The organism is Solirhodobacter olei (assembly GCF_004010155.1).
In the GTDB taxonomy this organism is placed as follows: Bacteria; Pseudomonadota; Alphaproteobacteria; order Rhodobacterales; family Rhodobacteraceae; genus Solirhodobacter; species Solirhodobacter olei.
Genome location: NZ_RRYH01000030.1, coordinates 44,102 through 69,636 on the forward strand (window position 1 = coordinate 44,102; position 25,535 = coordinate 69,636).

Consider the following 25,535-nt stretch of genomic DNA (forward strand, 5'->3'; position numbering starts at 1 on the left):
GCAGGCACGAAAGTCCGCAATAGGTGTTCGGTAACCGCGGTTCGGAACGTCCGGTAAGGGCCGGCCGCGTGCTTCCGCTCGAAGCAACGACCAAGGCTTTGTAAGGGTCGCTTTCTGCGCATCGCTAACGTTCGAACCAGGCCCGGCGAAGGTCGGTTCTGAACCCCAAGCCGATCGTTCACGGTCGGAGTTGGACATCCCGCACGGATTGGCAGCTTTGGCATGTTTGCTGCACGTAGCATGGGGTCCAGACTAACCGGGTTTCGCCGGATATGGGCAGATCGCTGCCGAGCATGCTGGGTACCGCATTTTCGGGGACATCGCGGCGCTCAACCGTGGTCGGAGATGTAGCCTGCGGCGACGACGACGCCGGCGGCGAGGCGCGAGTAGGTGTGTTTCGTGCCGGACGTGCCCGTCCGCGGATCAAGCCAGATGTATTCGGTCCAAGCTCCCTCATGCGGGGCTGCGAGTGTTTCGGCGATGATGTCCCGGATGAAGGGCTTTCCCTTCGCGTCGAGGGTCGCGGCCACATTGCGGCCTTCCATCCCCTCGTCCGGATGCAGCAAAAGGGTGCCATCCCGGCCAAGGACGAAGATGTAAAGGCCGCTCCGGCTGCGATACCACGTTCTAGGCGCCGTTTTCCGGACCGCGCGCGGGACGCCATATCTGTCGATGGCGGCCACGGCCGCGTCCACCATCTCGACGACGGCAGCGCGGTCGGCATTGCCGGCAAGGGCGCCACGCGGGGCAAGGAGGACGGGACCGGCGAAGACGACGGCAAGGCACACCCCCCGCCTCGAAATCGTCACCCGGCTTGCGGCCCTGCAGACGCGTTCGGCGTCCCGTTTGACCGCGCTGCCGCCGCGGGACGAGGTCGTGCCGGTTGCCCTACGGAACCGGGCCACCACCCCGCCCCGGATCCTTGAAGTGGCGGTCATGTCCCGCCGTGGCTTGCTTCCCGCCAGTACGCGACGTCGATATCCGTCAGCAGGGAGTCGACGCGGGTTGCGAGGCATTCGCGCAGGGTGAAGATCAACCCCTTCGCAACGATGCGCTGGCAGGTTCCGAGAGCCGCGACCGCCTGGCCCGTTGCGCCCCCCGTGGCCGCCATCGGCGAGGTGCCGAAGGTGGTTGACCACAAATCCTTACGCTGCGAGGCCGTCATCGGGCCCGCAACCGGCGCCTGGTTCAACAGGCGGTTGACCATCCCGACCGTCTCGACCTTCTGCCGGCGTTTCTGGAAGACACGCTCGGCCAGCGGCCAGAGTGTGTCCTTCACACGACTGATCTCGGCCTGGGTGATCGGGTTCGTATCGCCCTTGATCGGCGCGGGAAGCAGGATCGTCCCCGCGGTCACGCTGAGCGCGACGGGCATCAGGCCTCGCGCCCGAAGCCCGGAGGTCGCAAGCACCACCCGGCTTGCCGTGTACCCACGGGCGACGCGAAACGTGGCCTCCGGCAACGGCACATGAACCATCTTTCCTGCGCTGTTTCGGGCGACGACGGAAAATACTTTTGAATCCATCGGTTTGTAGACCCGTCCGGCGAGCGGCGTTTCCCGCTTCGCCTCAAGGCACAGGGTCGGAACCTCCACCTCGCAGCGGTTGTCGCTGCACTGCAGGTTCAGCGGCTCCGCGGTGGCGACGACGCCGAGTATCTGAGGCGCTGCGCGGGCGCTGGCGGCAGACGACAACAGGACGAGCGCTGGGCCCAGGATGTTCGTCAATTGGCCCATTTCTCCCCTCCTCTGGCCAGCCTGGCGAGAAGGGTCGGTCTTTTGCTTTGAATTGGCCAATGAATAAAAAATATATAGACTATGCAGAGATGAATATTGAGCACATCGACCTCAATCTGATCAAGGCGCTGGTGGCGATCTACGAGGAACGCCAGGTCACTTCGGCGGCGGAGCGGCTCGGCATCACCCAACCCGGACTGAGCCACGCCCTTGGCCGGCTTCGCGATCTTTTCGACGATGAGCTGTTCGTCCGGCGTCAGGGCGGCATGGTGCCGACGGCGGTCGCGGAGGACGTCTATGGCCGGGTTCGGCCGGGCCTGCGCCTGTTGCAGGAGAGTGTGGAGGTCCCCGCCCGGGTGGACCCGCGGACGCTGGACCGGACATTCGTCCTCGGTATGAATGACTATGGGGCCCATATTCTGCTGCCGAGACTGATCCACCGGATTGCGGTGGTGGCCCCGGCGGTCCGCCTCAAGACCCGGCACTACGCACACCGCACCCAGTTCGAGGACCTGCGGGACGGGACGATCGACCTTTCCATCACCGTCACCGGCGGCCTGCCCAGCTGGATCAGCCAGGAGATCCTGTTCGAGGAAACGGCGCTTGCCGTGGCCGCTGTCGACAACCCGATGATCGGTGAGCGGCTCACGCTTGATGCCTATACCGCCTGCCCGCACGTCATAATGGCGCCGGATGGTAGTGTACGGAATTGGGTGGACGAGATCCTTTCGGAACTTGGGCGCAGCCGCACCGTGCAACATACGCTGCCGCACTTCCTGGCGATACCACCGGTCGTGGTCGGCACCAACCTGATTACGACAACGCCCCGGCGCATCGCCGAGCAACTGGGCAAGAGCGACGGGCTCAGAACCTATGAGCTGCCGTTTCCGGTGCCGCCGCATCACATTGTCCAGGCCTGGCGCCGGCGCCAGGATCGCAATCCCGTACACCGCTGGCTGCGCGGCGAAGTCCGTGCAGCCGCGGCCGAGGTCGCCTGAAACGCCGTTTCAGGCAGGCATGTGCAGGGCGTTGTCCCGTCGTGCGTGGCGGCCCTTAAATCGCCGAGTAAATGGGGCCGTCCGATACTTTGAGTATTGACTTTCTCCCGCGCGCGTCCGGGCAGCAACGCGCCCCAATCCCGGCCGTTGGAGGCCGGGATTGTCGTTCCTGTAAGTCGCCCGACTGCTCTCCCAAGTTAGAGATCTGCCCCAGAGCCATCGACTGTGCAGGCTTCGAGCACGGCGAGAGAGTACAAACCCTCGCGGCGGCCGGTGCGGAGGTTCTGCGTGGGGGGCTAGGCCGCCCCATGCCAATGTGGGCGGTGGTCGACGATCAGGCCGCCTCGGTCATCCATTGCACTGCATCCGCGCCCGCCGGAATTCTGAGTGGCGCGCTCGTATCGGTGGCCGCCTGCCAGATGGCCTCCGCCACATCACCGGCATGCGTGACGGGTCCGCTATCCTCCTGGAAACGGGCGATCATTCCTTCGATCAGCGGTTTGTAATCGGGGTTGTCGAGCCCACGGAGATGCGGCATCGCATTCTCCCCAAACCGGGTTTCGGGTGCGCGGCCGGGAAGGACGATATGCACCCGCACGCCGAACGGCTCCATCTCGACCGCCAGGCTCTCGGTGAGTGCGTTCACCGCCGCCTTGCTCGCGCGGTAGACGCTGACCAACGGCAGGGGTTTGAGCGTCACCGTGGAGGTGACATTGACGATCACGCCCGACCGGCGCCCGCGGAACCTCGGCAGGACGGCCTGCAGCATCGCCAGTGTGCCCAGGGTATTTGTCTCGAACAACTGTCGTGCCGTCTCCGGTTCGATCAACTCGATTGGCACCCCCGCGCCGAACCCGGCATTGTTGACCAGCACGTCGATATCGCCGGCCTTTTCGATGGCTGCGGCGACGCTCGCGGGATCGGTGACATCGAGGGGCAGGAGAACGAGATTGTCGGACGCCGGCAGGATCCCGGGAGTGGGATTGCGCATGGTGGCGATCACCTTCCAGTCCCGCTCGAGGAAGAGTTTCGCAGTTTCGAGGCCGAAGCCCGAGGAACAGCCGGTAATGAGGATGCCGGGCATGGTATGTCTCCGAAGTTCATGAAGGTGATCGGGAAATGGCCATGTCGGGCCAGATCTTCTATGGGTGAAAGTCCCGGATAAATTTGCGATAGTCCTGACATGCCCGTAGATCCGCTCGCCGAGATCGTGACCCTGCTCCAGCCGTCGGCCAGCTTCTCCAAGCTGGTCGAATATGCCGGGCGCTGGCGTATCCAGCGCGATATCGAAGGCAAGCCGGTCTATTTCGCGGTCCTGGAAGGCGAGTGCCGCGTGATCCGCGCGGGCGAGTCACCGCTCGTGGTGCGTGCCGGCGACTTCCTGCTGTCGCCCTCGACCGACGATCAGGTCATCGAGAGCCTCGAAGCACCGCCTCACGGGATCGCCATGCGACCAGTCGAGCTTGGCGAAGGGCGCTTCCGGGTCGGCCCGCCGAGCGAGCCGGTCAATCTCAGGATGCAGGTCGGGCTGTGCAGTTTCGCGTCGCCCGATGCGGCGCTCCTCGTCTCGCTTCTGCCTGCGATGGTGGTGGCGCGCGGTGAGCCGCGGCTTGCGACGCTGATGCAGCTGGTGAGCGACGAGACGCGCCAATCGCGACCGGGACGCGAACTGGTACTTGAACGGCTGTTGGAGGTTCTGCTGATCGAGGCGCTACGCTGCGGGACCGATACGGCCTCGATGCCAAGCGTCGCCCGCGGACTTTCCGACGATCGTCTGGTTGCGGCCTTGCGGGCGATACACGCCAAGCCCGCCCATGGCTGGACCGTCGCCGATCTCGCAGCGGAAGCCGCGATGTCACGATCGGCCTTCTTCGCCCGCTTCCGCCGGGTCGTCGGAATGCCGCCGATGGAATATCTGCTGGCCTGGCGCATGGCGCTCGCCAAGCGCCTCTTGCGCACGCGCGAGTTCGCCCTCGAGCATGTTGCGGCACGGGTCGGCTACGGCTCGGCGAGCACCTTCAGCACCGCCTTTGCGCGGCACGTCGGGATGCCGCCGGCCCGATATGCGCGGACGGAAGGGGCTATGAACGCACTCTGACCTTGACGCGCCCTGAAATCAGTCGTTCGCGCTCGAGCCCGGGTGCCTGTCAAGCTGACCGGCTGGTTTCCCGCATTCACGGCGCGGCACTCGCGCATCGACCGTTTGGAACTTCAGCAACGATGCGCGAACTCCGGACTTTCGGTGCGGTCGCCTGAGGGCGATTACCTGGGATCGATTGGGTTGACTCGGGTCAAGTTCGGGTCCCAGGTTGGCGCTGCAAGAGAGCCCGAGCAGCCGCAACCTCATCTCACATCCGGTCATGACCAAGCGAGAGCTCGACACCGCTCCGATCCAGGAGATCTACCGCCGCGACGGGCGCCGCGTTTTTGCGACCCTGGTGCGGCTGCTGGGCAGCTTTGACCTGGCCGAGGAGGCGCTGCAAACCGCCTTTGTAGCGGCCGCCGAACGCTGGCCGCAGGCGGGGGTGCCGGGGAATCCCGTCGCCTGGCTTGTTTCCGCGGGACGTTTCCGAGTGATTGATCAGTTGCGTCGGCAGCGCCGCATGACGCCGTGGAGCGATGCGGCGGAGCAGATCGACGCGATGCCGGACGGGGCGTCGGCGCCGGACGAACGCGAGACCGTGGAAGACGATCAGCTGCGGCTGATCTTCACCTGCTGCCACCCGAGCCTGTCGGAGGAGGCCTGCATCGCACTAACCCTGCGCGAGGTCTGCGGGCTGTCGACAGAGGCTATCGCACGTGCCTGCCTCATCACTCCGACCACTCTGGCGCAAAGGATCGTCCGGGCAAAGGCGAAGATCCGCGATGCCGGAATCCCCTACGAGGTTCCCGGTACCGACGAGTTGCCGCGGCGGCTGGCCCGCGTCCTTCGCGTCATCTACCTGGTTTTCAACGAGGGTTATTCGGCCTCGCAGGGCGAAGACTTACTCCGGACGGCCCTGTCTTCGGAAGCCATCCGCCTCGCGCGGCTTCTGCTTGAGCTTCTGTCAGAACCAGAGGTGCAAGGACTGCTGGCGCTTCTGTTGCTTCAGGACTCCCGACGAACGGCAAGAGCCACAGCTGAGGGCGAGCTCGTTCCGCTGGACGAGCAGGATCGCGCCCTGTGGGACCGGGCGACCATTGCCGAAGGCTGTGCGCTTGTCCGCCAGGCGCTGCGATCGGGCCGGTTTGGGGCCTACAGCCTGCAGGCCGCCATTGCCGCGGTCCACGCCGAGGCATCGAGCCCTGAAGCGACGGATTGGGCCGAGATCGTCGGGCTCTATGACGCCCTTCTGCGCTTCGAACCCTCGCCGATCGTGCTCCTGAACCGCGCCGTCGCCGTTGCCATGCGCGACGGGCCGGAGGCCGGTTTGATGCTCGTCGAGCCCCTTCTCGAAGGCGGGGGACTCGGCCGCTATCATCTGGCCCATGCGGTCAAGGCCGACCTACTGCGCCGGCTCGAGCGCCCGGTCGAGGCGCGGGTCGCCTACTTGACGGCGTTCGAGCTGACACAGCAGGAGCCCGAGCGGCGTTTCCTAGTCCGGAGACTTCGGGAAATCGGCGGGTAGAAAGAAAACTGAAAAAAGTGGCGGCCTCTGTCGAATCCCGCGCCAGTCGTTCGACCAATCTGCAGGGAGGCCAATGCAACGGCCACCCCGACGACCGGGAACAGCCCATTTAAGGAGACGAGATCGTGGCCCAAGCGATTCCCTACCTAGCCTTCGACGGCACCTGCGCCGAGGCGATGCAATTCTATGCCGACACCCTCGGCCTCGGCGCCAAACTCGTCATGATGGTGAGCGGCGCCGATACGCCGATGGCGGCGCAAATCCCGCCGGAGCACGCCCATCGCATCCTGCACGCCCGTATCGCCTTCGATGATGGCTCGCTTCTTTACGCCGGCGACACACCGGTGCAGATGCCGTTCGACGGCATGAAGGGTGTCACCATCACCATGAACTACCCGACCGTCGCGGAGGCGGAGCGCGTGTTCGCAACGCTAGCCGAGGACGGCGAGGTCATCATGCCGATCGCACCAATGTTCTATGCCAAGAAAGCGGGGATGCTTACCGACCGGTTCGGCACGCGCTGGGCCATCAACGGCGAAGTGACGATGTAGCCGCCGGCCGACGGAGCGCCAGCGAAAAGGAGAGCGTGATGAAATACCTCTGCCTTGTCTATCTCGACCAGGAGAACTGGAGCGCCTGTCCCGATCCGGTCTGCGCAGCCTACGCGCAGGGCCTGATCGACAACGATCGACTGATCGCTGGCGAACCACTGCACCCGGTGCATACGGCGACCACCATACGGGTCCGCAACGGGCAGGTGCAGCTCTACGACGGCCCCTTCGCTGAGACCAAGGAGCTGCTCGCCGGCTTCTACCTTGTCGATGCGAAGGACCTGAACGAAGCGATCCAGATCGCCGGCGGCATTCCGCCAGCCAAGTACGGGAGCATCGAGGTGCGCCCGGTGCGCCAGCTCGATCTGAGCGACGCCGCCGGGTAGGCCGGCACCCGCTCACATCAGGGAGCATAACGATGACAATCACGATCACCGCTTTCGAGCGATCCCCCGATGATGGCCGGGGGTTGGCGCGCGACACGCGGGTCCGCTGGGCGCTGGAGGAGGTGGCTCTGCCCTATGAGGTTCGCGTCGTCTCGTTCGCGGCGATGAAGGAGCCGGTGCATCTGGGGCTGCATCCCTTCGGCCAGATTCCGACCTATGAGGAAGACGGCCTCATTCTCTTCGAAACCGGGGCCGTCGTGCTTCACATCGCGGGGCGCGATCGCGGCTTGCTGCCGGAAGATGCGAATGCCAAGGCGCGTGCGATCGCCTGGGTGTTCGCCGCGCTCAATACGATTGAGCCGCCGGTCCTCGATCTCACCACCGCCAGGATCATTGAGGCCGACAGTTCCTGGGCCGAGGAACGCCTTCTGCTGGTCATGGACCGGGTCCGGGTTCGGCTTGAGCAGCTGTCGTACCGTCTCGGCGATGCCGACTGGCTCGGCGATGGCTTCACAGCGGGCGACCTGATTGTGGTCTCGGTCCTGCTCAGGCTGCGGGCCTCCGGTCTCCTCGACGAATATGCCAACCTCGCGGCCTATGTTGCCCGCGGGGAGGCCCGCTCCGCCTACGGGCGCGCTTTCGCCGCGCGGCTGGCCAAAAACGCTACCGCGTCGGCAGAAGTAACCGGGGCACCCGCCCCATAACCCCACGACCGGAGGAGCTGTCATGCCGAACGATACCTATCTCGCCGTCTTCCTCGGTTCGAAGACCAGCCCGCAGATGCAGGCCTGGGAGGCTTTGCCCGAGGCGGAACGCAAGGCCCGTGAACAGGAAGGCATGGCCGCCTGGAGGGTATGGGCCAGCTGCCACCAAGGCGCGACTGTCGCCATGGGCGGTCCGCTTGGCAAGACCAAGCGGACCTCGGCCAAGGGCGTCGCCGACATCGCCAACGAGATGGGCGCCTTCATGGTCGTCCGGGCCGAGAGCCACGAGGCCGCGGCCAAGATGTTCGAAAATCACCCACACTTCACGATCTTCCCCGGCGAGGCGGTCGAGATCATGCCGGTCCTGCCGATCCCGGGCGCCTGACTGCGCCGCCTACCTCAAGAAATGGAGAGAGAGATGCCCAACACCGTCCGCCTGCACCGGGTGCTGACCACCAGCCCGGAAAAGCTCTATCGCGCCTTCACCGAGGCCGATGCGCTGGCCAAGTGGCTGCCCCCCAACGGCTTCACCTGCACCGTTCACCATCACGAGGCAAAGGTGGGCGGAAGCTACCGGATGAGCTTCCGCAACTTCACCACCGGCGCGAGCCACGCCTTCGGTGGCGAGTATGTCGAACTCGTTCCAGGTGAGCGGCTACACTACACCGACCGCTTCGAGGACCCAAACATGCCCGGCATAATCGAAGTGACGATCGAGCTCCGGCAGGTCTCCTGCGGGACCGAACTACGCATCGTCCAGGCCGGTGTGCCCGACGCCATCCCCGTGGAGGCCTGCTATCTCGGCTGGCAGCAGTCGCTGGAGAACCTCGCACGCCTCGTCGAGCCGGAAATCAACCAGTAGCGCCGTCCCGAGCCGTGTCTGGCGACGACACCGGGCCAGTTTGCCGGTAGAGTGAGGGAAACTGATGCAGAAATTCGTCATCATCGATTACGGAGACCGCAAAGGCTACGACCGGACTCCGGCCACTCTTCGGGACGCGGCCCATGCCGAGGACCGAACGCTGCTCGCTGGTGGCGCCGTAATTGGCATTGCCGGTACACCTATGCAGGTGCGCAATCCCGAGGCCGGCGGCGTCGAGACCACGAGCGGGCCCTTCATGTCAGCGGCGCTGCCTGTGGCGGGGTTCGGGATCATCGAAGCGGCGAGCCTGGGCGAGGCGGTCGGCATGGTCTCAACAGTACCATGTGCAGTTGCGTATGGGGTGGTCGAAGTCTGGCCGCTGGAACGGACTTTATAGGAACTGGCCATGAGGCTGCCGTCGGGGTCCGGACAGAAGGACTGATCGAGATGAAAAGAGCGATAGCCATCCTGATTGCGCGGTTGATCTTCGGGGCGATGTTCCTGATGGCCGCGGGTTTCAAGTTCGCCGGGATGCAGGCTACGTCAGCCTACATCGCCTCGGTGGGATTTCCGCTTCCGCTCTTCCTGGCGTGGCTTGCGGCCTTCTTCGAGGTTGCGCTGGCACTTGCATTCCTCACTGGCGCCTTCTTCTCCGAGGCGGCGCTGGCCGCAGTGGTGTACGTGCTGTTCCTGGCCTTCACCTTCCACGGGCCCTCCCGGTGGCAGGGCAACCAGACGGAATTCGGCTTCTTCGTCGATCATTTCACCTTCGTTGCTGGCCTGCTCTTCGCCGCCGTCCACGGACCGGGCAGGGTGCTGGTCCTCAACTGGCCCTTGAGCCAGCCTTCGCTGGCAGCCCGGCACGGACGAGGCGAGTAGCCGCTTTGCCGCTCTCGGTCCTGACGGCAGGAGTGAATCCGTCCCGCTGTCCCGTCACGACGACGCAGAAGGAAACTTGAGTGATGCCCGTGCAAATTCTCTTCATCCAGGGGGCTGGCGAAGGGGTCCACGACCGCTGGGATTCCAGGCTTGTCGAAAGCCTCGAGCGCGAACTCGGCGAAGGCTTCGTGATCCGCTATCCCCAAATGCCCAACGAAGGCAGTCCCACCTATTCTGTCTGGAAGGCTGCGTTATTGTGCGAATTCCGCTCGCTGGAGGATGGAACAATCTTCGTGGGCCACTCCGTCGGCGCGACTGTTCTTCTCCACACGCTGGCTGATGAGCCCTCGAGTACCAATCCGGCAGCGGTCGTTCTGATCGCGGCGCCATTCATCGGAAAGGAAGGATGGTCCAGCGACGACATTAAGGAGCGTTCAGACTTCCGGGGCCTCCTCCCGCAAGATGCCCCCATCTTCCTGTATCATGGGATAGAGGATCAAATCGTCCCGGTCCAACATGCTCGCCTCTATGCGAAAGCGATCCCGCAAGCTGTTGTCCGTACACTTGCACATCGCGACCATCAGCTGAACAACAGCCTGAAGGAGATTGCCGAAGATATCCGCTCAACTGCCTACGCCGGAATGTAGGTCAGTCGGATCACGTTCTCGCCTAACCGGGCAGTCGCGGCCAGTTTGTTGCAATATTCTGGAGCGAGCCCACCCTCGGTCTATTTCTTCTCTGTCGCCCTCAGGCAGTCCGCGGCTCGCACCTCCGGCACCAACTCAGCCTACAACCAAAATCTCAATAGCGGAGACGGCGCATATGCGGCTCAGAGAAGGCCGAGCATCTGGTTCCACTCGGAATTGAACTGCTTCCGGCTTCCCAGGAAAGCGGTCATGTTGGTGGGAACCAGCAGTTTGAAGTCACTCAGCCTGTAACCACCCGGCATCGGCGGCGCCTCTTTGTGAACAGAGCCGTAGTAGAGGAAGGGGTTCTCCTGGATGAGCTTCTGCCCCTTGATCGACATCTGCCAGTCGTGGGACAGCCGAGCAGCTTGCGGGTGGGGTGCCTTGCTGACGATGCCGTTCAGCATCGGGGACGCGGGCACGCCGTCCGGCGGGGCCACGAACTTGATCGGCGCCTTCTTTTGCTGGGCGAGAGCGTAACCGGCCCATTCCGCCATCGCGCAGATCCCGTCGTCGCCCGAGGCGAGGCGGTCGAAGAGCTGAACACGGGAGTTCACGGCATGTGGCTTTTGCTTGGAAAACGCCTTCCAGAAGCTATCGCCGTAGAGTTTGCGAAGTTCGTACCATTCGGTGAACTGCATCCCGGAATTGGCCTGCTTGCAGCTGACCATGCCCTTGTATTTCGGGTCGAGCACATCCTTCCAGCGCTTCGGCGCGTCAGCCGCCTTCACCCGGTCCGTGTTGTAGGCGAGGCCACAGAAGCCCATGGCGATCCAGAAGAAATAGCCGGGCGGATCGCTAAGGTGGTCAGTGGAGTAGTATTTTTCCTGCGGTGAGCGGTACATCTCGTAGCCGCCCTTCTTCTGGAAGTCGATCGCCGTGCCGAGGTCGGAGAACTGAATTGCATCCGCCTCATGGCGCCCGGCCTGCCGCTCTGCCAGGATCTTGGAATAGAGGTTGCCGTTCTGGGCGCTGACATAACGGGCCTTGATCTTCGGGAAGTCCTTTTGGAAGGCCTCGCAGATTGCGGCCGCAGCGGCACCGCTGTCATGGGTGTAGAAGACGACCTCGCCTTCTTTCTCAGCGGCGGCGACGTCGGCGCCGGTTTCGATTCCCCCCGCCGTGGTAACCTTGGTGCCTGAGCGAAGGCCCGCCGCGGCGTTACGGCGCCCAGTACCGGCAGCGCTGCGAGCGACAACCCGATGCGTCTCGCCGAGGCGATCACCGCGTGCGGGCCCGGCATCACTTGGGTTGGTGGCCTGGCAGAGGTGTGGGCCCCCGCGCTCTATGCCGTCCGGGCCCGCGGTTTCACCTCCGGGCTGATCAACGTCTGGCCTGAGCGCTCTGTGGCCATCCATGGGGCGCTCGAGGTAGGGGACTTCGCCGAAGCCAATCGCCTCATCGCCGAAATGAAGGCCTTCGAGGACATCCGAGCCGAAGAGCTCGGCGGCACTAATGTCACCGGGGTGAAAGCGGCGCTGCGGGAAACTGGCCATGACTGCGGGGCAACCCGTCCGCCCTCGGCCTGGCCACTAACAGACCGACAGATGGTAAATCTGCGCAAATTCCTCGCCGCGAGCGGACTGGTCTGATCCAGGGGGCTACCGAGGTCGCGCCCCAAATGGCCATCCGCTTCGTCGAGGATGGCCGTTTGGAATTGGACACCAATCCCGTCGAAAATCAGATCTGTAAGATCGCGTCGCCCCGGAAGAGCGCCCTCTTCGCGGACACGCGGTCGCGGCAGAGAACTGGGCTCTGCTCGCCAGCCTTGTCGTCAGTTTTGAGATGAGCGATGTCGACCCGGTCAGCTGTCTCGCAGTGGCTCTGCGCGCCTTGCTCGACAGGTATCCCAACAGCCGCATCGGTGATCTCGCGTTGTGGAACTTGAGCCGCGTGTCAAGCCTCGCCGCATAGGGCTAAGGCCGAGCGCTCTAACGTTTGGGCGGATACGGCCATGGCATTTCGTCATATATTTTCCGGCGTGATGATTTCGAAGGGGATCGTTCGCTGCATTGTCGCTTCTGTACTGTCCCCCTCGATAGCGTCGATCATCGTCTGCACCAAGAGCTCGGAGGTCTGTTCCATTGGGTGGCACAATGCCGCCGTAATGAGCCCTTCGGAAAGCCCTCTGCGGGTCTCCGGGCCAATGTCTCGGCAAACCAGACGGATGCTCTTGCGCTGCTCCTCCGGCAATTCCCTGAGCGCGCGTAGCACACCGGAGATGCCGCCGCCTACGATGAGGATGCCGGCAAGGTCGTCGGTTGTCCGAAGCAGTTCGGACACCATTTGATAGGCGTTCCTGGGTTCCTCGTAGGTGGGTCTACTTTCTTCGATCGTCAATCGTGGGGCATGCTCGCGGATGTAGGAGCGGAAGCTCGCGTCCGAGACGTCCTGGCACTGATAGCGGTGATTGCCGATGAAGACGGCAACGCGGCCGGGCCCATTGGTCATTTGCGCCATCAAGTAGCCGGCCGTGCGCCCGAGCTTCCAGTTGTCGGTGCCAACATATGCGGCTCGTTCCGGGGCCGACTGGTCCGTGATGTAGGAAACGACCGGCTTTCCCTGTTCCCGCAATTCCCTGATCGTATGATTGATGACCGGATGGTCCGCCGCGGTCACGGCGACGGCGTCGCACTCTTTGCCGAGCGCCATCAGCCTGGCCGCGATATTGTCGGGGGTCAGGAGGTCGACGAAGTCCACCAATGGGTCGACAACCTCGTCGCGGCGCCCTCGACAGGCCGCAACGATCCTCTTTCCGAAAAGCTGGTAGAGGTCCCGAGTCGACTGCTGCAGGAGAAAGCCGAGCCGGTAATTGGGGGCCGAGTCGCGAAGCCGGTGCTCGATCGCGCCCAATCCGGAATAGCCAATACGCTCAGCGGCCAACTGAACGCGTTGCATGGTCGTGCCTCGAACCGGAGCGCTCCCTCCAAGGATTCGGTTCACGGTTGATACCGAAACTCCAGATTCCTTGGCGAGATCCGCGATCGTGGGGCGCTTCATCGATTGCTCCATATCGCATCATGATGAGTGATACTAAATGAAACTATTGATCTATTCAAGCACATTTATAGTATCTGGAATGTCAATCTCATGATACATCCTCCGGCGCCAGAAGCCCTGTCGTATGGGTGGGGCAAGGGAGGAGATAAAGATGTCCAAGTTCAGCCGCGTCGCGGCTACTCTTTCGACCGCCGCTCTGATCACTTGTGCGGCGAGTGCGGCGATGGCCGCCAATATCTTTGTCGTTGGCGGAAAAGCTGACGATCCATTCTGGTCCATCGTTAAGCGCGGCGCCGAAGATGCCGGGATCGTGGCCAAGGCCGAAGGCGGCTCCGTGACCTGGCTCGCGCCCCAGAATTACGATCACCTTGGCCCGGATGCGGCGGAACTGATCCGTCAAGCGATCGCCCAGGGCGCTGACGCGATCGTCGCTCCTGACTGGGTGCCGCAGGCGGAAGATCCCGCCTTCAAGGAAGTCGCCAAGAAGCACATTCCGTTCATTGTCTACAATGCGGGCGGCATTCAGGCCGCCGATCGTTTGGGCGCGATGAACTACGTCGGAGCGGTTGACTACCAGGCTGGCGTTGCCGGCGGCAAATACCTGGGTGACCACGGCCAGAAGACCGGTGTCTGTGTGAACTCGCTGCCGGGGGCTGCCAACATCGAAGACTATTGCCGCGGCTTCAAGGATGGCATTACGAAGGCTGGTGGGACGGCTGACGTTTTGCCGCTGCCGGCGACCGCCGAGGGCAACGTCACCGCCGTGACCCAGGCCGTGCGCGCCTATCTGCTGAAGCATCCGAAAGTCGATGCCGTCTTCACTACGGCCAATCTTGACGCCGTTGGCGTGGCTCAAGCCATTGCCCAGTCCGGCAAGACCGGCAAGGTGAAGTTCTGCGGTGTGAACTTCGATCAGGCAATTCTGTCACAGATTAGTGCCGGCACGCAGGCCTGTGCGATCGACCAGCAGGGCTACCAGCAGGGTTTCTATGCGGTGTCGATCCTCAACGGCTATGTCAACTACGGCCTGACAATTCCGACCCGCGAAATCCTGACCGGTCCGGGCATCGTCGATGCCTCGAACATCAAGTCGACGCTCGCCGGCGCGAAACAGGGCAAACGATAAGGTAAGTGAAAGGGGCCGCCCGAACTCTCTCCCTCGGGCGGCCTCACTCCTATCCGGTCTCCAAGCGGTCGGCTTGCACGCGCAAGGCGTGCGGAAGGAACAGCCATGTCGAATCTTAGCAAAGGGTCAACGGCTCCGGGTACATCGCTCGGTCGCCTGGCCCGTAGCCCCGAAACCGGGTCGTTCATCGGGATGATTGCCGTTTATGTGTTCTTCGCGGCGCTGGGCGGAGCTGTCTTCCGTGGTGGTCCCGGATTTTCCAGCTTCCTGAACATGGCGTCGGAAGTCGGCATCATCGCGCTTCCTGTGGGCCTCCTGATGATCGCCGGAGAACTCGATATCTCGGTCGGCTCCGTCGTACCGGCATCCTCGCTGACGGTTGCCATCATTTCAGGTCACTATGGTGCACCCGACATCGTCGGCATTCTTTGCGGCCTGGGAGTGGGTATCCTCGTTGGCTACGTCAACGGCCTTCTGGTGACACGCACCGCCATCCCTTCGCTTATCATCACGATCGGCACGATGTTTGGTGTCATGGGGCTGACGCTCGGGCTGACCATTCTGATCGCGGGCAGCACGGGCGTGTTCATTGTCCCGGGCCCGGTGACCACGGCCCTTCTCGGCCAGTCTATCGGTGGTATGTTCCAGGTGACGATCTTCTGGTGGGTCGCCTTCATTGCTGTAATCTACTACGTCCTGCACGTCTCGCCGAAGGGCAACTGGATATTCGCCATCGGTGGCGATCGCGAGAGTGCCCGCAACGCCGGTATTCCGACACAAAGACTGACCATCCAGCTCTACATGCTGTCGGGCTTTGCCGCGGCGTTTGTCGGTGTAAGTCAGGTTGTCGCCTTCAAGAGTGCGCAGGTCGCCGCGGGTCAGTCGTTCATCTTCAACTCGATCATGTGCGTCGTGATGGGTGGGGTTCTGCTCACCGGCGGGCGCGGCTCGGTCATCGGGATCGTCTTCGGCACGCTCACCTTTGCCATCGTCAATCAGGGCATCTTCTTCACCAGCTTCACCCCTGACGTGGGCAGCATCATCATCGGAGCGCTGCTTCTGGGGGCCGTGCTGATGAACGACACGTTCCGCCAGATGGCACTCTCCTATTCCACCAAGAAGAAGTGAGGGCGGATTGATGAATAATCCCGTGATCGGAAGTCTGCTCAGGCGCCCTGAATCCGGCTCCGTCATCAGCCTGATCCTCGTTCTGGTGCTGTTCGTGCTGGCTGGTGCCCATGTCGATCGTTTCCTCGGTGCGGCGAGCTGGCTGAACTTCGCGGCCAACCTCGGCATCGTGGCGCTCCCGGTCGGCTTGTTGATGATCTCGGGAGAGATCGACATCTCGATCGGCGCAATGATCCCGGCGGGCTCGATGGGCATCGCCATTGCCTCCGGCTATTACGGTCTTCCGATTGTCGTCGGCATGGCCATCTCGCTCGGCATCGGTGTTCTGGTCGGGCTCATCAACGGCCTACTGGCGGTGCGCACCTCGGTTCCGTCGCTGATCATCACCCTTGGCACGCTGGTCGGGATGCAGGGTGTCGTGTTGAGCGCCTCGGTCCTTCTGACTGGTAACGCCAGCGTTCCGCTGACGGCCCCGCACTGGTCCAAATTCATGTTCGGCCAGCTTTTGGCCGGCAGCTACCAGGTCATCATCCTGTGGTGGATCCTGTTCGCGGCGGTGTTCCTCTTCGTGATGCACTTCACGCGCTACGGCAACTGGATCTTCGCCATGGGCGGCGACAAGGAAAGTGCGCGCAATGCGGGGATCCCGACGCGCCGGATGACCATCGCGCTGTTCGTGCTGACCGCAACCTGCGCTTCCTTCGTCGGCATGTGCGGGGCGATCCAGTTCAACTCCGCCCAGGTCTCTGGTGGTATGAACTACATCTTCAACGTCATCGTCTCGATCGTTGTCGGGGGGGTACTCCTTACGGGCGGCTTCGGATCCGTTCTCGGAATCTTCATCGGCACGCTGACCTTCGCGATCGTCAGCCAGGGCATCTACTTCACCCAGATCGACCGCAATTGGTCGAGCCTCATCATCGGCATGATGCTGCTCCTGGCAATGCTGATGAACAACATCTTTCGCAGGATGGCGCTGAGCTATTCGTCGCGGAAAACGGACGGGAGGACGTAACAATGGCCGTACCGGTTCTGGAACTGAGGAACGTCAACAAGTCCTTCGGGCCGATCGAGGTTCTGAACGACATTTCTCTGAAGGTGAACGCAGGTGAGGTGCTCTGCCTTCTGGGCGATAACGGCGCGGGCAAATCGACGCTGATCAAGACCCTTGCCGGCGTGCACAAGCCGACCTCGGGCGAGATCTTCATGGATGGCGAAAAGGTCATCTTCGAACGGCCCAAGGATGCGGCGGATCGCGGGATCGCGACGGTGCACCAATTTGGCGGGACCTTTCCGCTGATGTCGATCGGGCGTTCGTTCTTCGTGGGCGTGGAGCCGACCAAGCGCATTGGGCCATTCACCATCTTCGACCGCAAGACGGCGAACGCAACGGCCGTGAAGGCCGTTCAGGAATTCGGCATCACCCGGATCGACGACGGTGATCGGCTGATCGGTGGCCTGTCGGGCGGTGAGCGCCAGTCTCTGGCCATCGCGAGGGCGGTGCATTTCGGCGCCCGTGTGCTGATCCTGGACGAGCCCACTGCCGCGCTCGGGGTGAAACAGGCGAGCCACGTGCTCCGGATCGTCAACGAGGCCAAGAAGCGCGGCCTCGCGGTGATCTTTATCACCCACCAGGTGATGCATGCGCTCGCGGTGGGGGACCATTTCGCGGTGCTGATCCGGGGCAAGCTCGCGGCGAACTTCATGAAGGGCGAGAAGAGCCGCGAGGAGATCACCGACCTTATGGCTGGCGGCGAGGACATGGCGGAACTCGAGGCCCAGATCGGCGGAGGCAGTGAAGAGCTGCACAGCCCGGCGCATGTCCGGGCCAGCGACGCGGAATAGCTGGCCGGCCCGATCGGTGGCCGACCAAGAAGAGAGGATTGGAGACTGAAATGAAGATCGCGCTCGACCCGTTCATGCACCGGCATCTGTCGCTGGAAGAGCTGCCCTCGAAAGTGGCCGAGCTTGGCTACGAGTGGATCGAGCTCTCGCCACGCGGGGACTTCCTCGAATGGTTCAAGGCGCCTCGGGTCTATCCCGACCGGATCAGGAGCTTCAAGACAGCGCTGAAGGACGCCGGCGTCGGCATCGCCACGCTTCTTCCGATGTACCGCTGGGCCAGCAATGACGAGGACGAACGCCAGGCTGCGGTCCGACACTGGAAGCGCGCCATCGAGATCGCGGTCGAGATGGAGGTCGACACGATGAACTCCGAGTTCGGCCGCGGCCCCCATCCCGACAAGGGCACCTGCTACTGCTGCCACACCGGCTCCATGATCGAAGCCTGCGAGGATGCCTGGTGGCGTTCGATGGAGGAGCTGGTGCCGCTCCTCGAGCGTGAAGGCATCAACCTGCATATCGAGCCGCATCCCGAGGACTGGGTGGAGACGCTGCAGCCCTCGGTCGACATCATCCGCACAGTGAATTCGAAGCGCGTCAAGTTCCTCTACTGCACGCCGCACACCTTCTATTTCGGCGACGACACGGTGGCGATGCTCCGCGAATGTGCCGACGTGCTGGCGCATGTGCATATAGCCGACACCTTCAACCACAAGGCCAGCTCCGGCCTGCGTTACATCATCAACCCGCCGGGCAGCACTGCGCGGGTGCATCAGCACCTGAACATCGGGCAGGGCGAGGTGCCCTGGGACGATTTCTACCGCACGCTGGCCGAGGTGGGCTTCGACGGGATCATGACCGCCTGCGTCTTCGCCTGGGAGGAAAAGGCCGACGAGTCTGGGCGCTTCATGCGCGCCGAAATGCAACGCTACATCGACAAGTATTGGGGGCCGAAATGAGCCTTCAGGTTGGTGTCATCGGAACCGGGATGATCGGCCAGGATCACATCCGCCGCCTGACACAGGTCCTTTCCGGGGTTGAAGTTGTTGCGGTCAGCGATATCGATCGTGACCGCGCCGGTAGGGTGGCGCCACACAGTGCAGAAGTCTTCGACGCGGCCCAGGCATTGATCCGTTCGGACAAGGTGCAGGCGGTGGTCATCTGCTCGTGGGGGCCGGCTCACGAAGAGCAACTGCTCGACTGCATTGCGGCCGGCAAGCCGGTATTCTGTGAAAAGCCGATGGTAACGTCGGAGGCCGCCGCACTTAAGGTTATGGAGGCCGAAACCGCTTTTGGCCGCCGTTTGGTGCAAGTTGGCTTCATGCGCCGGTTCGACGCCGACTATCGTCGTCTCAAAGCGGTAATCGACGGCGGATCGCTTGGTGCGCCCTTGATGTACTACTCCAAGCACCGCAATGCCTCTGTACCGGAGGGCCTGTACACCTCGGATATGCCACTCAATGATACGCTGGTGCATGACGCCGACGTCTCGCGCTGGCTGTTGTCCGACGAGATCGCCGGCGTCGAGGTGCGGGTGCCGCGCAGGTCGTCGCGCGGAAACGAGCTTCGTGATCCGACATTAGTGCTCCTGCACATGGCCTCGGGCGCCATCGTCGATGTCGAGATCTCGGTAAACATCGCCTACGGGTACGACATCCGCGGCGAAGTGAGCTGTGAGCAGGGAGTCGCCGCCCTACCGAACCGGCCTGCTACTGTCGTCTCAGATCAATACGGCATCCGACAGGAAATCCCGGGCGATTGGCGCGAGCGTTTCATCGAGGCGTATGACCAGGAATTCCGCGAATGGATGGTCGCCGCTGGGCAGGGGACTGCAGCGGGGCCCTCGGCTTGGGACGGCTATGCGGCGACGCTGACGGCCGATGCCGCGCTTCGTGCCGTGGCCAGCGGCGCCTTCGAGCCCGTGAAGATGATTGCAAAACCCGGCCTCTACGACCTCCCGACCGCTGTTGCGGCGGCATAGGCGGAGCGGCCCTTCAGGAAAGACACGTCGATGATAAACGGAGAGAGAACCATCAGCCGTCCGCTGCGCTGGGGGATGGTAGGGGGTGGCCGCACCGGCCAGGTCGGATACAAGCACCGGACCGGTGCCCTGCGCGACGGGACCTATCAACTCGTCGCGGGCGCGTTCGATCTCGACGCAACGCGGGGGCGGGACTTCGGCGTCAAGCTCGGTGTGCTCGAGGACCGCTGCTACGCCACCTACCAGGACCTGATCGCGGGTGAGACGGCACGCGAGGATGGCGTGGACGTGGTTTCAGTCGCTACGCCGAACTTCACACATTTCGAGATTACAAAGGCACTACTGGAAGCCGGCATCCATGTGATCTGCGAAAAGCCCCTCTTCTTCACCGTGGCCGAATGCGACGAGATCGCAGCACTTGCCGCAAAGAAGGGGCTGATCGTCGGCGTCACCTACGGCTTCACTGGCCACCCTCTGGTTCACCAGATGGCAGCGATGGTTGCCAAGGGGATGTTGGGCGATATCCGCATCGTCGACATGCAATACACACACGGCTTCAACGCGGGTGATGATGTAGGTGCGCCGGAAGCGGTCAAGTGGCGGACCAATCCGACCACTGCCGGCTCCACCTTCGTGCTCGGGGATATCGGCACGCATCTCTATTACCTTTCAGAGGTCGTGCTTCCCCATATGAAGATCGAGAAGCTGCTCTGCGACCGGAAGGCGTTCATTGCCACCCGCGAGCCGCTCGAAGACCACGCCACGGTCCTGATGCACTATGACAATGGCGCGCGCGGGCGCCTCTGGGTGTCGTCGGTCAACGCCGGCAATATGGGTTCCCAGCGCTATCGCTTCGTCGGCTCCAAGGCCTCGGTGGGGTGGTCCGACAGCCATCCCGACCAGTTGATCTACGAGGTCCAGGGCGAGCCGAACCGGATCCTGCACCACGGGATGCCCTACCTCGAAGCCGAAAGCCTGGCAGTTGACCGCATGGGGGCGCTGCACACCGAAGGGCTGGGCGACAGCTGGTCCAACATCTACCTGTGGATCGCCGAGGCCATCGACGCGAAGATACGAGGCGATGACGCGTTCCTGAAAACCCATCACTACCCCGACATCACGGCCGGCACCGAAGGCGTGCGCTGGCTTGAGAATTGTGTGCGCTCGGCAAACGCCGGTGCCGCCTGGGTCGATTTCCAATAACCCGTCTTCAATAGGAGCGAAGACATGAGGCTTTCCATCTGCACCGATGTGATGGGCAATCTCTCGTTCACCGAGATGCTCGACAAATGCGTAAAGCTCGGCGTCGAGGGCGTCGAGATGACCGGCGGAGGCTGGTCGCCGGCGCCGCATTTCCGCGCCGAGCAGCTCTTGGCCGACAAGGGTCTTCTGAAATCGAAATTGAAGGAGATCGAAGCTCGCGGCCTCGAGATCGCGGCGCTGAACTGCTCCGCCAACCCGCTTGATCCGGGCGAGATGGGCAAGCGTCATCGCAAGGAGATGGAAGAGACGATCCGGCTTGCGGGCGAGATTGGCGTGAAGAAGATCGTGACGATGTCGGGCCTGCCTGAGGCCGCGCCGGGCGACATGGTCCCGAACTGGCTCGTCTACACCAAGAGCTGGCCCGCCGAGATGCCCGAGCGCGACCGCTACCAGTGGGAGGACCGCGCCTTTCCGCTGTGGCACGACCTTGTGAAGCTGGCCAAAGAAGTGGGCGTGGAGAAATACGCGCTTGAAAACTTCTCTGCGATGCTGGTCTGGAACCCCTCGACTCTGTTCCGACTGCGCAATGAGGTCGGCCCGACGGTCGGCATGAACCTCGACCCGAGCCACCTGATGTGGATGGGCGCCGACCCCATCGCCTCGGCGCGCGCGCTCGGAGAGGCTATCCACCACTGCCACGGCAAGGACACCCGGATCGAACGGATGAAGGCCGATGTCGACGGGCTTTTGGAGCTGCGCGAGGTCACTGACGTGAAGGATCGCGTGTGGAACTACGTTGCCGTCGGAGCAGGCCGGGACCTGCAATGGTGGAAGGAATTCTTCTCTGTCGTTCGCATGGAAGGCTACAACGACTGGGTTAGCCTCGAGATGGAAGACTTCACGATGTCGACGGACGCCGGCATCCAGTCCTCCGTTGACGCGCTGCAGGCGACGATCAGCCGGTAAGGGCAAGGTCGATGTTCAAGTTCATCATCACGATCGAGCTTGAGCCGGGGACGCGGGACAAGATCCTTGCTCGCGCCCCTGAAGCCCAGGCTGCGACGCGCACCGAGCCCGGGTGCATCGCCTACGACTTTTTCACCTGTACCGATGACCCCGACATGCTGGTTTTCGTCGAGACCTGGAAGGATGAGGCAGCGCATGGCTTTCACATGGCGCAGTCGCATACCCGTCGCTTCATTGCTTTCCATGAGCAGTTCCACCGCAATCTGACCTTCGAGACGATCAATGTCGCAGGCTGACACGTTGACCCGGATCACCGTCACCTGTGCCCCTTGCTGTTGGGGCGTCGATGACGTCAAGAACCCGCATCTTCCGGCCTGGGAAAAGGTGCTGGACGAGGCCGCCGCGGCGGGCTTCGGCGGGCTTGAGCTGGGCCCCTACGGCTATATGCCGCTTGACGTCGATTTGATGTCCGAGGCGCTGGAGCAGCGCGGGTTGTCCATCGTCGCCGGCACGATCTTCGATGATCTCGTCTCGCCTGCCAGCCGCGAAAACCTGCTGCGTCAGACGAACGAAATATGCTCGCTCATCACGGCCTTGCCAAAACCCAAGAGCCATTCCGGCCAGCGCTTCGAGGCACCCTATCTCACGGTGATGGATTGGGGGCATGGCGCGCGCGACTACGCCGCCGGTCATTCCGAGCGGGCGCCGAGGCTACACGATGCCGCCTGGGCCGGGATGATGGAGAATATCCGCGCGATCGCTCTGCTTGCGCGCGACAAATACGGTGTGCGGGCCGCCATTCATCCTCACGCTGGCGGCTATATCGAATTTTCCGACGAAGTGGCAAAGCTGGCCGCGGACATTGGTCCAGAGACGGCAGGGCTGTGTCTCGATGCCGGCCATTGCGCCTATTCGGGGATGGACCCGGTCGAGGTGCTGCGCCGCTACTGGGATCGGCTCGACTACATCCACTTCAAGGACATCGACCCGGGCGTCTACGAGACCGTCATGGGCGAACGCATTCGCTTCTTCGATGCCTGTGCCAAGGGCGTCATGTGCCCGATCGGCACAGGAAACATAGACTACAAGGCTATCCGCGCCCTTCTCACCGAGCTCGGCTACGCCGGCTACATCACCATCGAACAGGAACGCGACCCGCGCAACAGCGGCTCCATTCTCACGGATATTGCGGCCAGCCGCAGGTTTCTGCGTGAGACAGGATTCTGAGGACGACGACATGACGAAAGCATTGGACTTGATCACGATCGGCCGCGCCGGCGTTGACCTCTACGGGTCGCAGGTTGGCGGGCGTCTGGAGGACATGGGGTCGTTCGAGAAGTACATTGGCGGCTCGCCGACGAACATGGCCTGCGGGACGGCACGGCTGGGGCTGCGCTCGGGCCTGATCACCCGGGTCGGCGACGAGCATATGGGGCGCTTCGTCCGCGAAGAGCTTGTGCGGCACGGAGTCGATGTTTCGGGCGTCAAGACCGACCCGGAGCGGCTGACGGCGCTGGTGATCCTCGGGATCCGCGACGCGGAGCAGTTTCCGCTGATCTTCTACCGCGAGAACTGCGCGGACATGGCGCTGTGCGAGGCGGATATTGATGCCGACTTCATCACCTCGGCGCGGGCGGTCGTTGTCACCGGCACCCATCTGAGCCACCCCAACACCGAAGCGGCGGTGCTCAAAGCGCTGACAATCGCGCGCGCTGCCGGCGTTCAGACCGCGCTCGACATCGACTACCGCCCGAACCTCTGGGGTGTGGCCGGCCATGGCGAGGGCGAGAGCCGCTATGTCGAAAGCGCGAAGGTGACAGCGAAGCTGCTCTCGACGCTCCATCTCTTCGACCTCATCGTGGGCACCGAAGAGGAGTTCCACATCGCCGGCGGCACCACCGACACGATCGGCGCGCTACGGGCCGTGCGCGCCGCAACCCCCGCCGTCCTCGTCTGCAAGCGCGGGGCGGCGGGGGCCGTGGCCTTCACCGGGTCGATCCCGGATGAGCTCGATGCAGGCGAGAGCGGGCCTGGCTTCCCGATCGAAGTCTTCAATGTGCTGGGCGCCGGCGACGGCTTCATGTCGGGGCTGCTCAAGGGCTGGCTCGAGGCCGCGCCCTGGCCGAAGGCGCTGGAATACGCCAATGCCTGCGGGGCTCTGGCGGTCAGCCGCCACGGCTGCACCCCGGCCTATCCGTCGCTGACCGAGCTTGAGCACTTCCTGAGGCGCGGCGTAGTGCGCCCGGATGTCAGAAACGACGCCGAACTGGAGCAGCTGCATTGGTCGACGACGCGGCACACGCGCAATCTACCCGACTGGGCAGACTACCGCATCTTCGCCTTCGACCATCGGATGCAGCTCGAGGAGATGGCGGGATACGACCTGAAGAAGGGGGCACGGTTCAAGGAGCTCTGCCTCGATGCAACGCGGCAGGTGCAGGCCGGGCGACCGGGCTACGGCATCCTCTGCGACAATCGGATCGGGCGCTCGGCGCTGCATCGGGCTTCGGGGACAGGGCTGTGGATCGGCCGCCCTTGCGAATGGCCCGGGTCGCAGCCGTTGGAACTGGAACCGGAGCTTGGGCCGGACTGCGGCACGCTGGTCGAATGGGCGCGCGAGGATGTGGTCAAGGTTCTGTGCTTCTGTCATCCCGACGACGCCGCCGAGAAGCGAGCGGCGCAGGAGGCAACGGTCCAGAAACTGTTTGCCGCGGCGCGGCGCAACCGGCTGGAGTTCCTGCTGGAAGTCATCCCGTCGAAGGTTGGGGCGGTGGATGACGACACCACGGCTACGCTGATCCGCCAGTTCTATGGCGCTGGGATCTATCCAGACTGGTGGAAGCTCGAGCCGATGCGGAGCGAGATGGCCTGGCAGAACGCTATCGCGACGATCGAGGAGAATGATGCCCATACCCGCGGCATCCTCGTGCTCGGGCTCGATGCGCCTGAGGCGGCGCTGGCCGACAGCTTCAAGACGGCTGCGCGGTTCCATCTGGTGAAGGGCTTTGCCGTCGGCCGCACGATCTTCGGCCATGCTGCCCGGGCCTGGATGAGGGGTGAGATGAGCGACGCCGCTGCCATCCACGACATGGCGGGCCGCTTTGCGCGGCTCTGCGGAATATGGAACGAGGCGCGGGAAAGCGTCCGGGAGATGGTGGCATGACGACGATCCGGTTGACCGCGGCGCAGGCGATGGTGCGCTGGCTCTCGGTTCAGATGACCGAGGAGGGCGAGCGCTTCATCGAGGGCGTCTGGGCTATCTTCGGCCACGGCAACGTGGCGGGGCTGGGCGAGGCGCTGCAGGGCATCGGCGACGCGCTGCCAACCTGGCGCGGGCAGAACGAACAGACCATGGCCCATGCCGCCATCGCCTATGCCAAGGCGAAGAAGCGGCGGCGGGCGATGGCGGTCACCTCCTCGATCGGCCCGGGGGCGACCAACATGGTCACCGCCGCCGCGCTGGCGCATGTGAACCGGCTGCCGGTCCTGCTGATCCCCGGCGATGTCTTCGCCAACCGCCGGCCCGATCCGGTGCTCCAGCAGATCGAGGATTTCGACGACGGCACCGTCAGCGCCAATGACTGCTTCCGCCCTGTGGTGCGCTACTTCGACCGCATCACCCGGCCGGAGCACCTGCTGACCTGCCTGCCGCGGGCGCTGGCGGTGATGACCGATCCGGCGAACTGCGGCCCGGTCTGCCTGGCCTTCTGCCAGGACGTTCAGGCAGAGGCCTACGATTACCCCGAGACCTTCTTCGAACCGAAGGTCTGGCGCATCCGGCGGCCGGAGCCCGACCCGCGCGAGGTGGAAGAGGTGGCCGGGCAGATCCGTGCCGCCAGGGCGCCGGTGATCGTCTCCGGCGGCGGCACGCTCTATTCGG

The 25,535-nt window shown here is 63.5% G+C and carries 30 protein-coding genes; 25 read left to right on the forward strand and 5 right to left on the reverse strand.

All coding sequences use genetic code 11. The annotated features are described in order from the left end of the window. Nucleotides 1-329: 329 nt before the first annotated feature. Both EIP85_RS18380 and EIP85_RS18385 read right to left on the reverse strand, forming a co-directional pair. Nucleotides 330-788 (reverse strand): cache domain-containing protein, encoded by a 459-nt coding sequence (locus EIP85_RS18380; protein WP_164871798.1) that lies wholly within the window; start codon nucleotides 786-788, stop codon nucleotides 330-332. Between the two features lie 146 nt (nucleotides 789-934). Further along, entirely contained in the window at nucleotides 935-1,726 is a 792-nt protein-coding gene (locus EIP85_RS18385; protein ID WP_127903671.1) for a hypothetical protein, read from the reverse strand. Nucleotides 1,727-1,824: 98 nt separating this feature from the next. On the opposite strand from EIP85_RS18385, the gene EIP85_RS18390 reads away from it, so the two are divergent. After that, nucleotides 1,825-2,733, forward strand: coding sequence for a LysR family transcriptional regulator (locus EIP85_RS18390; RefSeq protein ID WP_164871799.1), 909 nt, complete (start codon nucleotides 1,825-1,827; stop codon nucleotides 2,731-2,733). 334 nt (nucleotides 2,734-3,067) lie between these two features. Here EIP85_RS18390 and EIP85_RS18395 read toward each other — a convergent pair whose 3' ends face one another. Further along, a complete protein-coding gene (locus EIP85_RS18395; RefSeq protein ID WP_127903673.1) occupies nucleotides 3,068-3,817 on the reverse strand; it encodes an SDR family oxidoreductase in 750 nt (249 codons plus the stop codon). Between the two features lie 99 nt (nucleotides 3,818-3,916). On the opposite strand from EIP85_RS18395, the gene EIP85_RS18400 reads away from it, so the two are divergent. The 10 genes from EIP85_RS18400 (at nucleotide 3,917) to EIP85_RS18445 (ending at nucleotide 10,370) form a co-directional block, all read left to right on the forward strand. Beyond that, nucleotides 3,917-4,831 (forward strand): AraC family transcriptional regulator, encoded by a 915-nt coding sequence (locus EIP85_RS18400; protein WP_127903674.1) that lies wholly within the window; start codon nucleotides 3,917-3,919, stop codon nucleotides 4,829-4,831. 262 nt (nucleotides 4,832-5,093) lie between these two features. Then, nucleotides 5,094-6,341, forward strand: a complete 1,248-nt coding sequence (locus EIP85_RS18405) for an RNA polymerase sigma factor (RefSeq protein WP_127903675.1) — start codon at nucleotides 5,094-5,096, stop codon at nucleotides 6,339-6,341. A gap of 125 nt (nucleotides 6,342-6,466) precedes the next feature. After that, nucleotides 6,467-6,892: a VOC family protein gene (locus tag EIP85_RS18410; RefSeq protein ID WP_127903676.1), complete on the forward strand. Its 426-nt coding sequence runs from the start codon at nucleotides 6,467-6,469 to the stop codon at nucleotides 6,890-6,892. A gap of 38 nt (nucleotides 6,893-6,930) precedes the next feature. After that, nucleotides 6,931-7,278, forward strand: a complete 348-nt coding sequence (locus EIP85_RS18415) for a YciI family protein (protein WP_127903677.1) — start codon at nucleotides 6,931-6,933, stop codon at nucleotides 7,276-7,278. 32 nt (nucleotides 7,279-7,310) lie between these two features. Next, a complete protein-coding gene (locus EIP85_RS18420) occupies nucleotides 7,311-7,982 on the forward strand; it encodes a glutathione S-transferase family protein (protein WP_127903678.1) in 672 nt (223 codons plus the stop codon). 22 nt (nucleotides 7,983-8,004) lie between these two features. Then, on the forward strand, nucleotides 8,005-8,367 hold the full coding sequence (locus EIP85_RS18425) for a hypothetical protein (RefSeq protein WP_127903679.1): 363 nt from the start codon (nucleotides 8,005-8,007) through the stop codon (nucleotides 8,365-8,367). A gap of 33 nt (nucleotides 8,368-8,400) precedes the next feature. Further along, nucleotides 8,401-8,844 (forward strand): SRPBCC family protein, encoded by a 444-nt coding sequence (locus EIP85_RS18430; protein WP_127903680.1) that lies wholly within the window; start codon nucleotides 8,401-8,403, stop codon nucleotides 8,842-8,844. A 64-nt stretch (nucleotides 8,845-8,908) separates the two neighbouring features. After that, on the forward strand, nucleotides 8,909-9,241 hold the full coding sequence (locus EIP85_RS18435; RefSeq protein WP_127903681.1) for a YciI family protein: 333 nt from the start codon (nucleotides 8,909-8,911) through the stop codon (nucleotides 9,239-9,241). Between the two features lie 50 nt (nucleotides 9,242-9,291). Further along, nucleotides 9,292-9,723: a DoxX family protein gene (locus EIP85_RS18440; RefSeq protein WP_127903682.1), complete on the forward strand. Its 432-nt coding sequence runs from the start codon at nucleotides 9,292-9,294 to the stop codon at nucleotides 9,721-9,723. A gap of 83 nt (nucleotides 9,724-9,806) precedes the next feature. Beyond that, the gene (locus EIP85_RS18445) at nucleotides 9,807-10,370 is read left to right on the forward strand and encodes an alpha/beta fold hydrolase (RefSeq protein ID WP_127903683.1); all 564 of its coding nucleotides are present in this window, start codon (nucleotides 9,807-9,809) and stop codon (nucleotides 10,368-10,370) included. Nucleotides 10,371-10,552: 182 nt separating this feature from the next. On the opposite strand, the gene EIP85_RS23305 is transcribed toward EIP85_RS18445, so the two are convergent. Continuing rightward, a complete protein-coding gene (locus EIP85_RS23305) occupies nucleotides 10,553-11,767 on the reverse strand; it encodes an extracellular solute-binding protein (protein WP_241560090.1) in 1,215 nt (404 codons plus the stop codon). On the opposite strand from EIP85_RS23305, the gene EIP85_RS22895 reads away from it, so the two are divergent. Then, nucleotides 11,651-12,001: a dihydrodipicolinate synthase family protein gene (locus EIP85_RS22895; RefSeq protein ID WP_241560091.1), complete on the forward strand. Its 351-nt coding sequence runs from the start codon at nucleotides 11,651-11,653 to the stop codon at nucleotides 11,999-12,001. The two genes, EIP85_RS23305 and EIP85_RS22895, sit on opposite strands and share 117 nt — an antisense overlap. 29 nt (nucleotides 12,002-12,030) lie before the next feature. Next, complete coding sequence (locus tag EIP85_RS18455; RefSeq protein ID WP_127903685.1) at nucleotides 12,031-12,198, forward strand: IS66 family transposase; 168 nt, start codon at nucleotides 12,031-12,033, stop codon at nucleotides 12,196-12,198. 176 nt (nucleotides 12,199-12,374) lie between these two features. Here the strand turns inward: EIP85_RS18455 and EIP85_RS18460 are convergent, their stop codons facing one another. Next, a complete protein-coding gene (locus EIP85_RS18460) occupies nucleotides 12,375-13,409 on the reverse strand; it encodes a substrate-binding domain-containing protein (RefSeq protein WP_127903686.1) in 1,035 nt (344 codons plus the stop codon). Between the two features lie 151 nt (nucleotides 13,410-13,560). On the opposite strand from EIP85_RS18460, the gene EIP85_RS18465 reads away from it, so the two are divergent. From EIP85_RS18465 to EIP85_RS18520, 12 genes are all read left to right on the forward strand, one after another. Continuing rightward, nucleotides 13,561-14,535, forward strand: coding sequence for a sugar ABC transporter substrate-binding protein (locus EIP85_RS18465; protein ID WP_127903687.1), 975 nt, complete (start codon nucleotides 13,561-13,563; stop codon nucleotides 14,533-14,535). A gap of 105 nt (nucleotides 14,536-14,640) precedes the next feature. Continuing rightward, nucleotides 14,641-15,663 carry an ABC transporter permease gene (locus EIP85_RS18470; RefSeq protein ID WP_127903688.1) on the forward strand — a complete coding sequence of 341 codons (1,023 nt, stop codon included), beginning with the start codon at nucleotides 14,641-14,643 and terminating at the stop codon, nucleotides 15,661-15,663. A 10-nt stretch (nucleotides 15,664-15,673) separates the two neighbouring features. Beyond that, nucleotides 15,674-16,678 (forward strand): ABC transporter permease, encoded by a 1,005-nt coding sequence (locus EIP85_RS18475; protein WP_127903689.1) that lies wholly within the window; start codon nucleotides 15,674-15,676, stop codon nucleotides 16,676-16,678. Nucleotides 16,679-16,680: 2 nt separating this feature from the next. Beyond that, nucleotides 16,681-17,508: an ATP-binding cassette domain-containing protein gene (locus EIP85_RS18480; protein WP_127903690.1), complete on the forward strand. Its 828-nt coding sequence runs from the start codon at nucleotides 16,681-16,683 to the stop codon at nucleotides 17,506-17,508. 50 nt (nucleotides 17,509-17,558) lie between these two features. Beyond that, complete coding sequence (locus EIP85_RS18485; protein WP_127903691.1) at nucleotides 17,559-18,464, forward strand: sugar phosphate isomerase/epimerase family protein; 906 nt, start codon at nucleotides 17,559-17,561, stop codon at nucleotides 18,462-18,464. Further along, entirely contained in the window at nucleotides 18,461-19,486 is a 1,026-nt protein-coding gene (locus EIP85_RS18490; RefSeq protein WP_127903692.1) for a Gfo/Idh/MocA family protein, read from the forward strand. The genes EIP85_RS18485 and EIP85_RS18490 overlap by 4 nt, the downstream gene beginning before the upstream one ends. A 30-nt stretch (nucleotides 19,487-19,516) precedes the next feature. Beyond that, entirely contained in the window at nucleotides 19,517-20,689 is a 1,173-nt protein-coding gene (locus EIP85_RS18495; RefSeq protein WP_127903693.1) for a Gfo/Idh/MocA family protein, read from the forward strand. Nucleotides 20,690-20,713: 24 nt separating this feature from the next. Continuing rightward, a complete protein-coding gene (locus EIP85_RS18500; RefSeq protein WP_127903694.1) occupies nucleotides 20,714-21,655 on the forward strand; it encodes a sugar phosphate isomerase/epimerase family protein in 942 nt (313 codons plus the stop codon). A gap of 11 nt (nucleotides 21,656-21,666) precedes the next feature. Then, nucleotides 21,667-21,951: a putative quinol monooxygenase gene (locus tag EIP85_RS18505; RefSeq protein ID WP_127903695.1), complete on the forward strand. Its 285-nt coding sequence runs from the start codon at nucleotides 21,667-21,669 to the stop codon at nucleotides 21,949-21,951. Then, nucleotides 21,938-22,882, forward strand: coding sequence for a sugar phosphate isomerase/epimerase family protein (locus tag EIP85_RS18510; RefSeq protein ID WP_127903696.1), 945 nt, complete (start codon nucleotides 21,938-21,940; stop codon nucleotides 22,880-22,882). The genes EIP85_RS18505 and EIP85_RS18510 overlap by 14 nt, the downstream gene beginning before the upstream one ends. 10 nt (nucleotides 22,883-22,892) lie before the next feature. Continuing rightward, entirely contained in the window at nucleotides 22,893-24,818 is a 1,926-nt protein-coding gene (locus EIP85_RS18515; RefSeq protein ID WP_127903697.1) for a bifunctional 5-dehydro-2-deoxygluconokinase/5-dehydro-2-deoxyphosphogluconate aldolase, read from the forward strand. Beyond that, nucleotides 24,815-25,535, forward strand: a 721-nt coding sequence (locus EIP85_RS18520; protein WP_277749318.1) for a thiamine pyrophosphate-binding protein, incomplete at its 3' end; no start/stop codon positions are given. The genes EIP85_RS18515 and EIP85_RS18520, both read left to right, overlap by 4 nt.

Coding starts and splice junctions, on each gene's coding strand:
- EIP85_RS18465 (WP_127903687.1), top strand. CDS start 13,561: ATGTCCAAGTTCAGCCGCGTCGCGGCTACTCTTTCGACCGCCGCTCTG.
- EIP85_RS23305 (WP_241560090.1), bottom strand. CDS start 11,767: ATGGATGGCCACAGAGCGCTCAGGCCAGACGTTGATCAGCCCGGAGGT.
- EIP85_RS18390 (WP_164871799.1), top strand. CDS start 1,825: ATGAATATTGAGCACATCGACCTCAATCTGATCAAGGCGCTGGTGGCG.
- EIP85_RS18445 (WP_127903683.1), top strand. CDS start 9,807: ATGCCCGTGCAAATTCTCTTCATCCAGGGGGCTGGCGAAGGGGTCCAC.
- EIP85_RS18475 (WP_127903689.1), top strand. CDS start 15,674: ATGAATAATCCCGTGATCGGAAGTCTGCTCAGGCGCCCTGAATCCGGC.
- EIP85_RS18455 (WP_127903685.1), top strand. CDS start 12,031: ATGGCCATCCGCTTCGTCGAGGATGGCCGTTTGGAATTGGACACCAAT.
- EIP85_RS18420 (WP_127903678.1), top strand. CDS start 7,311: ATGACAATCACGATCACCGCTTTCGAGCGATCCCCCGATGATGGCCGG.
- EIP85_RS18505 (WP_127903695.1), top strand. CDS start 21,667: ATGTTCAAGTTCATCATCACGATCGAGCTTGAGCCGGGGACGCGGGAC.
- EIP85_RS18500 (WP_127903694.1), top strand. CDS start 20,714: ATGAGGCTTTCCATCTGCACCGATGTGATGGGCAATCTCTCGTTCACC.
- EIP85_RS18490 (WP_127903692.1), top strand. CDS start 18,461: ATGAGCCTTCAGGTTGGTGTCATCGGAACCGGGATGATCGGCCAGGAT.
- EIP85_RS18495 (WP_127903693.1), top strand. CDS start 19,517: ATGATAAACGGAGAGAGAACCATCAGCCGTCCGCTGCGCTGGGGGATG.
- EIP85_RS18510 (WP_127903696.1), top strand. CDS start 21,938: ATGTCGCAGGCTGACACGTTGACCCGGATCACCGTCACCTGTGCCCCT.
- EIP85_RS18415 (WP_127903677.1), top strand. CDS start 6,931: ATGAAATACCTCTGCCTTGTCTATCTCGACCAGGAGAACTGGAGCGCC.
- EIP85_RS18395 (WP_127903673.1), bottom strand. CDS start 3,817: ATGCCCGGCATCCTCATTACCGGCTGTTCCTCGGGCTTCGGCCTCGAA.
- EIP85_RS18485 (WP_127903691.1), top strand. CDS start 17,559: ATGAAGATCGCGCTCGACCCGTTCATGCACCGGCATCTGTCGCTGGAA.
- EIP85_RS18440 (WP_127903682.1), top strand. CDS start 9,292: ATGAAAAGAGCGATAGCCATCCTGATTGCGCGGTTGATCTTCGGGGCG.
- EIP85_RS18405 (WP_127903675.1), top strand. CDS start 5,094: ATGACCAAGCGAGAGCTCGACACCGCTCCGATCCAGGAGATCTACCGC.
- EIP85_RS18400 (WP_127903674.1), top strand. CDS start 3,917: ATGCCCGTAGATCCGCTCGCCGAGATCGTGACCCTGCTCCAGCCGTCG.
- EIP85_RS18515 (WP_127903697.1), top strand. CDS start 22,893: ATGACGAAAGCATTGGACTTGATCACGATCGGCCGCGCCGGCGTTGAC.
- EIP85_RS18430 (WP_127903680.1), top strand. CDS start 8,401: ATGCCCAACACCGTCCGCCTGCACCGGGTGCTGACCACCAGCCCGGAA.
- EIP85_RS18470 (WP_127903688.1), top strand. CDS start 14,641: ATGTCGAATCTTAGCAAAGGGTCAACGGCTCCGGGTACATCGCTCGGT.
- EIP85_RS18460 (WP_127903686.1), bottom strand. CDS start 13,409: ATGAAGCGCCCCACGATCGCGGATCTCGCCAAGGAATCTGGAGTTTCG.
- EIP85_RS18425 (WP_127903679.1), top strand. CDS start 8,005: ATGCCGAACGATACCTATCTCGCCGTCTTCCTCGGTTCGAAGACCAGC.
- EIP85_RS18480 (WP_127903690.1), top strand. CDS start 16,681: ATGGCCGTACCGGTTCTGGAACTGAGGAACGTCAACAAGTCCTTCGGG.
- EIP85_RS18435 (WP_127903681.1), top strand. CDS start 8,909: ATGCAGAAATTCGTCATCATCGATTACGGAGACCGCAAAGGCTACGAC.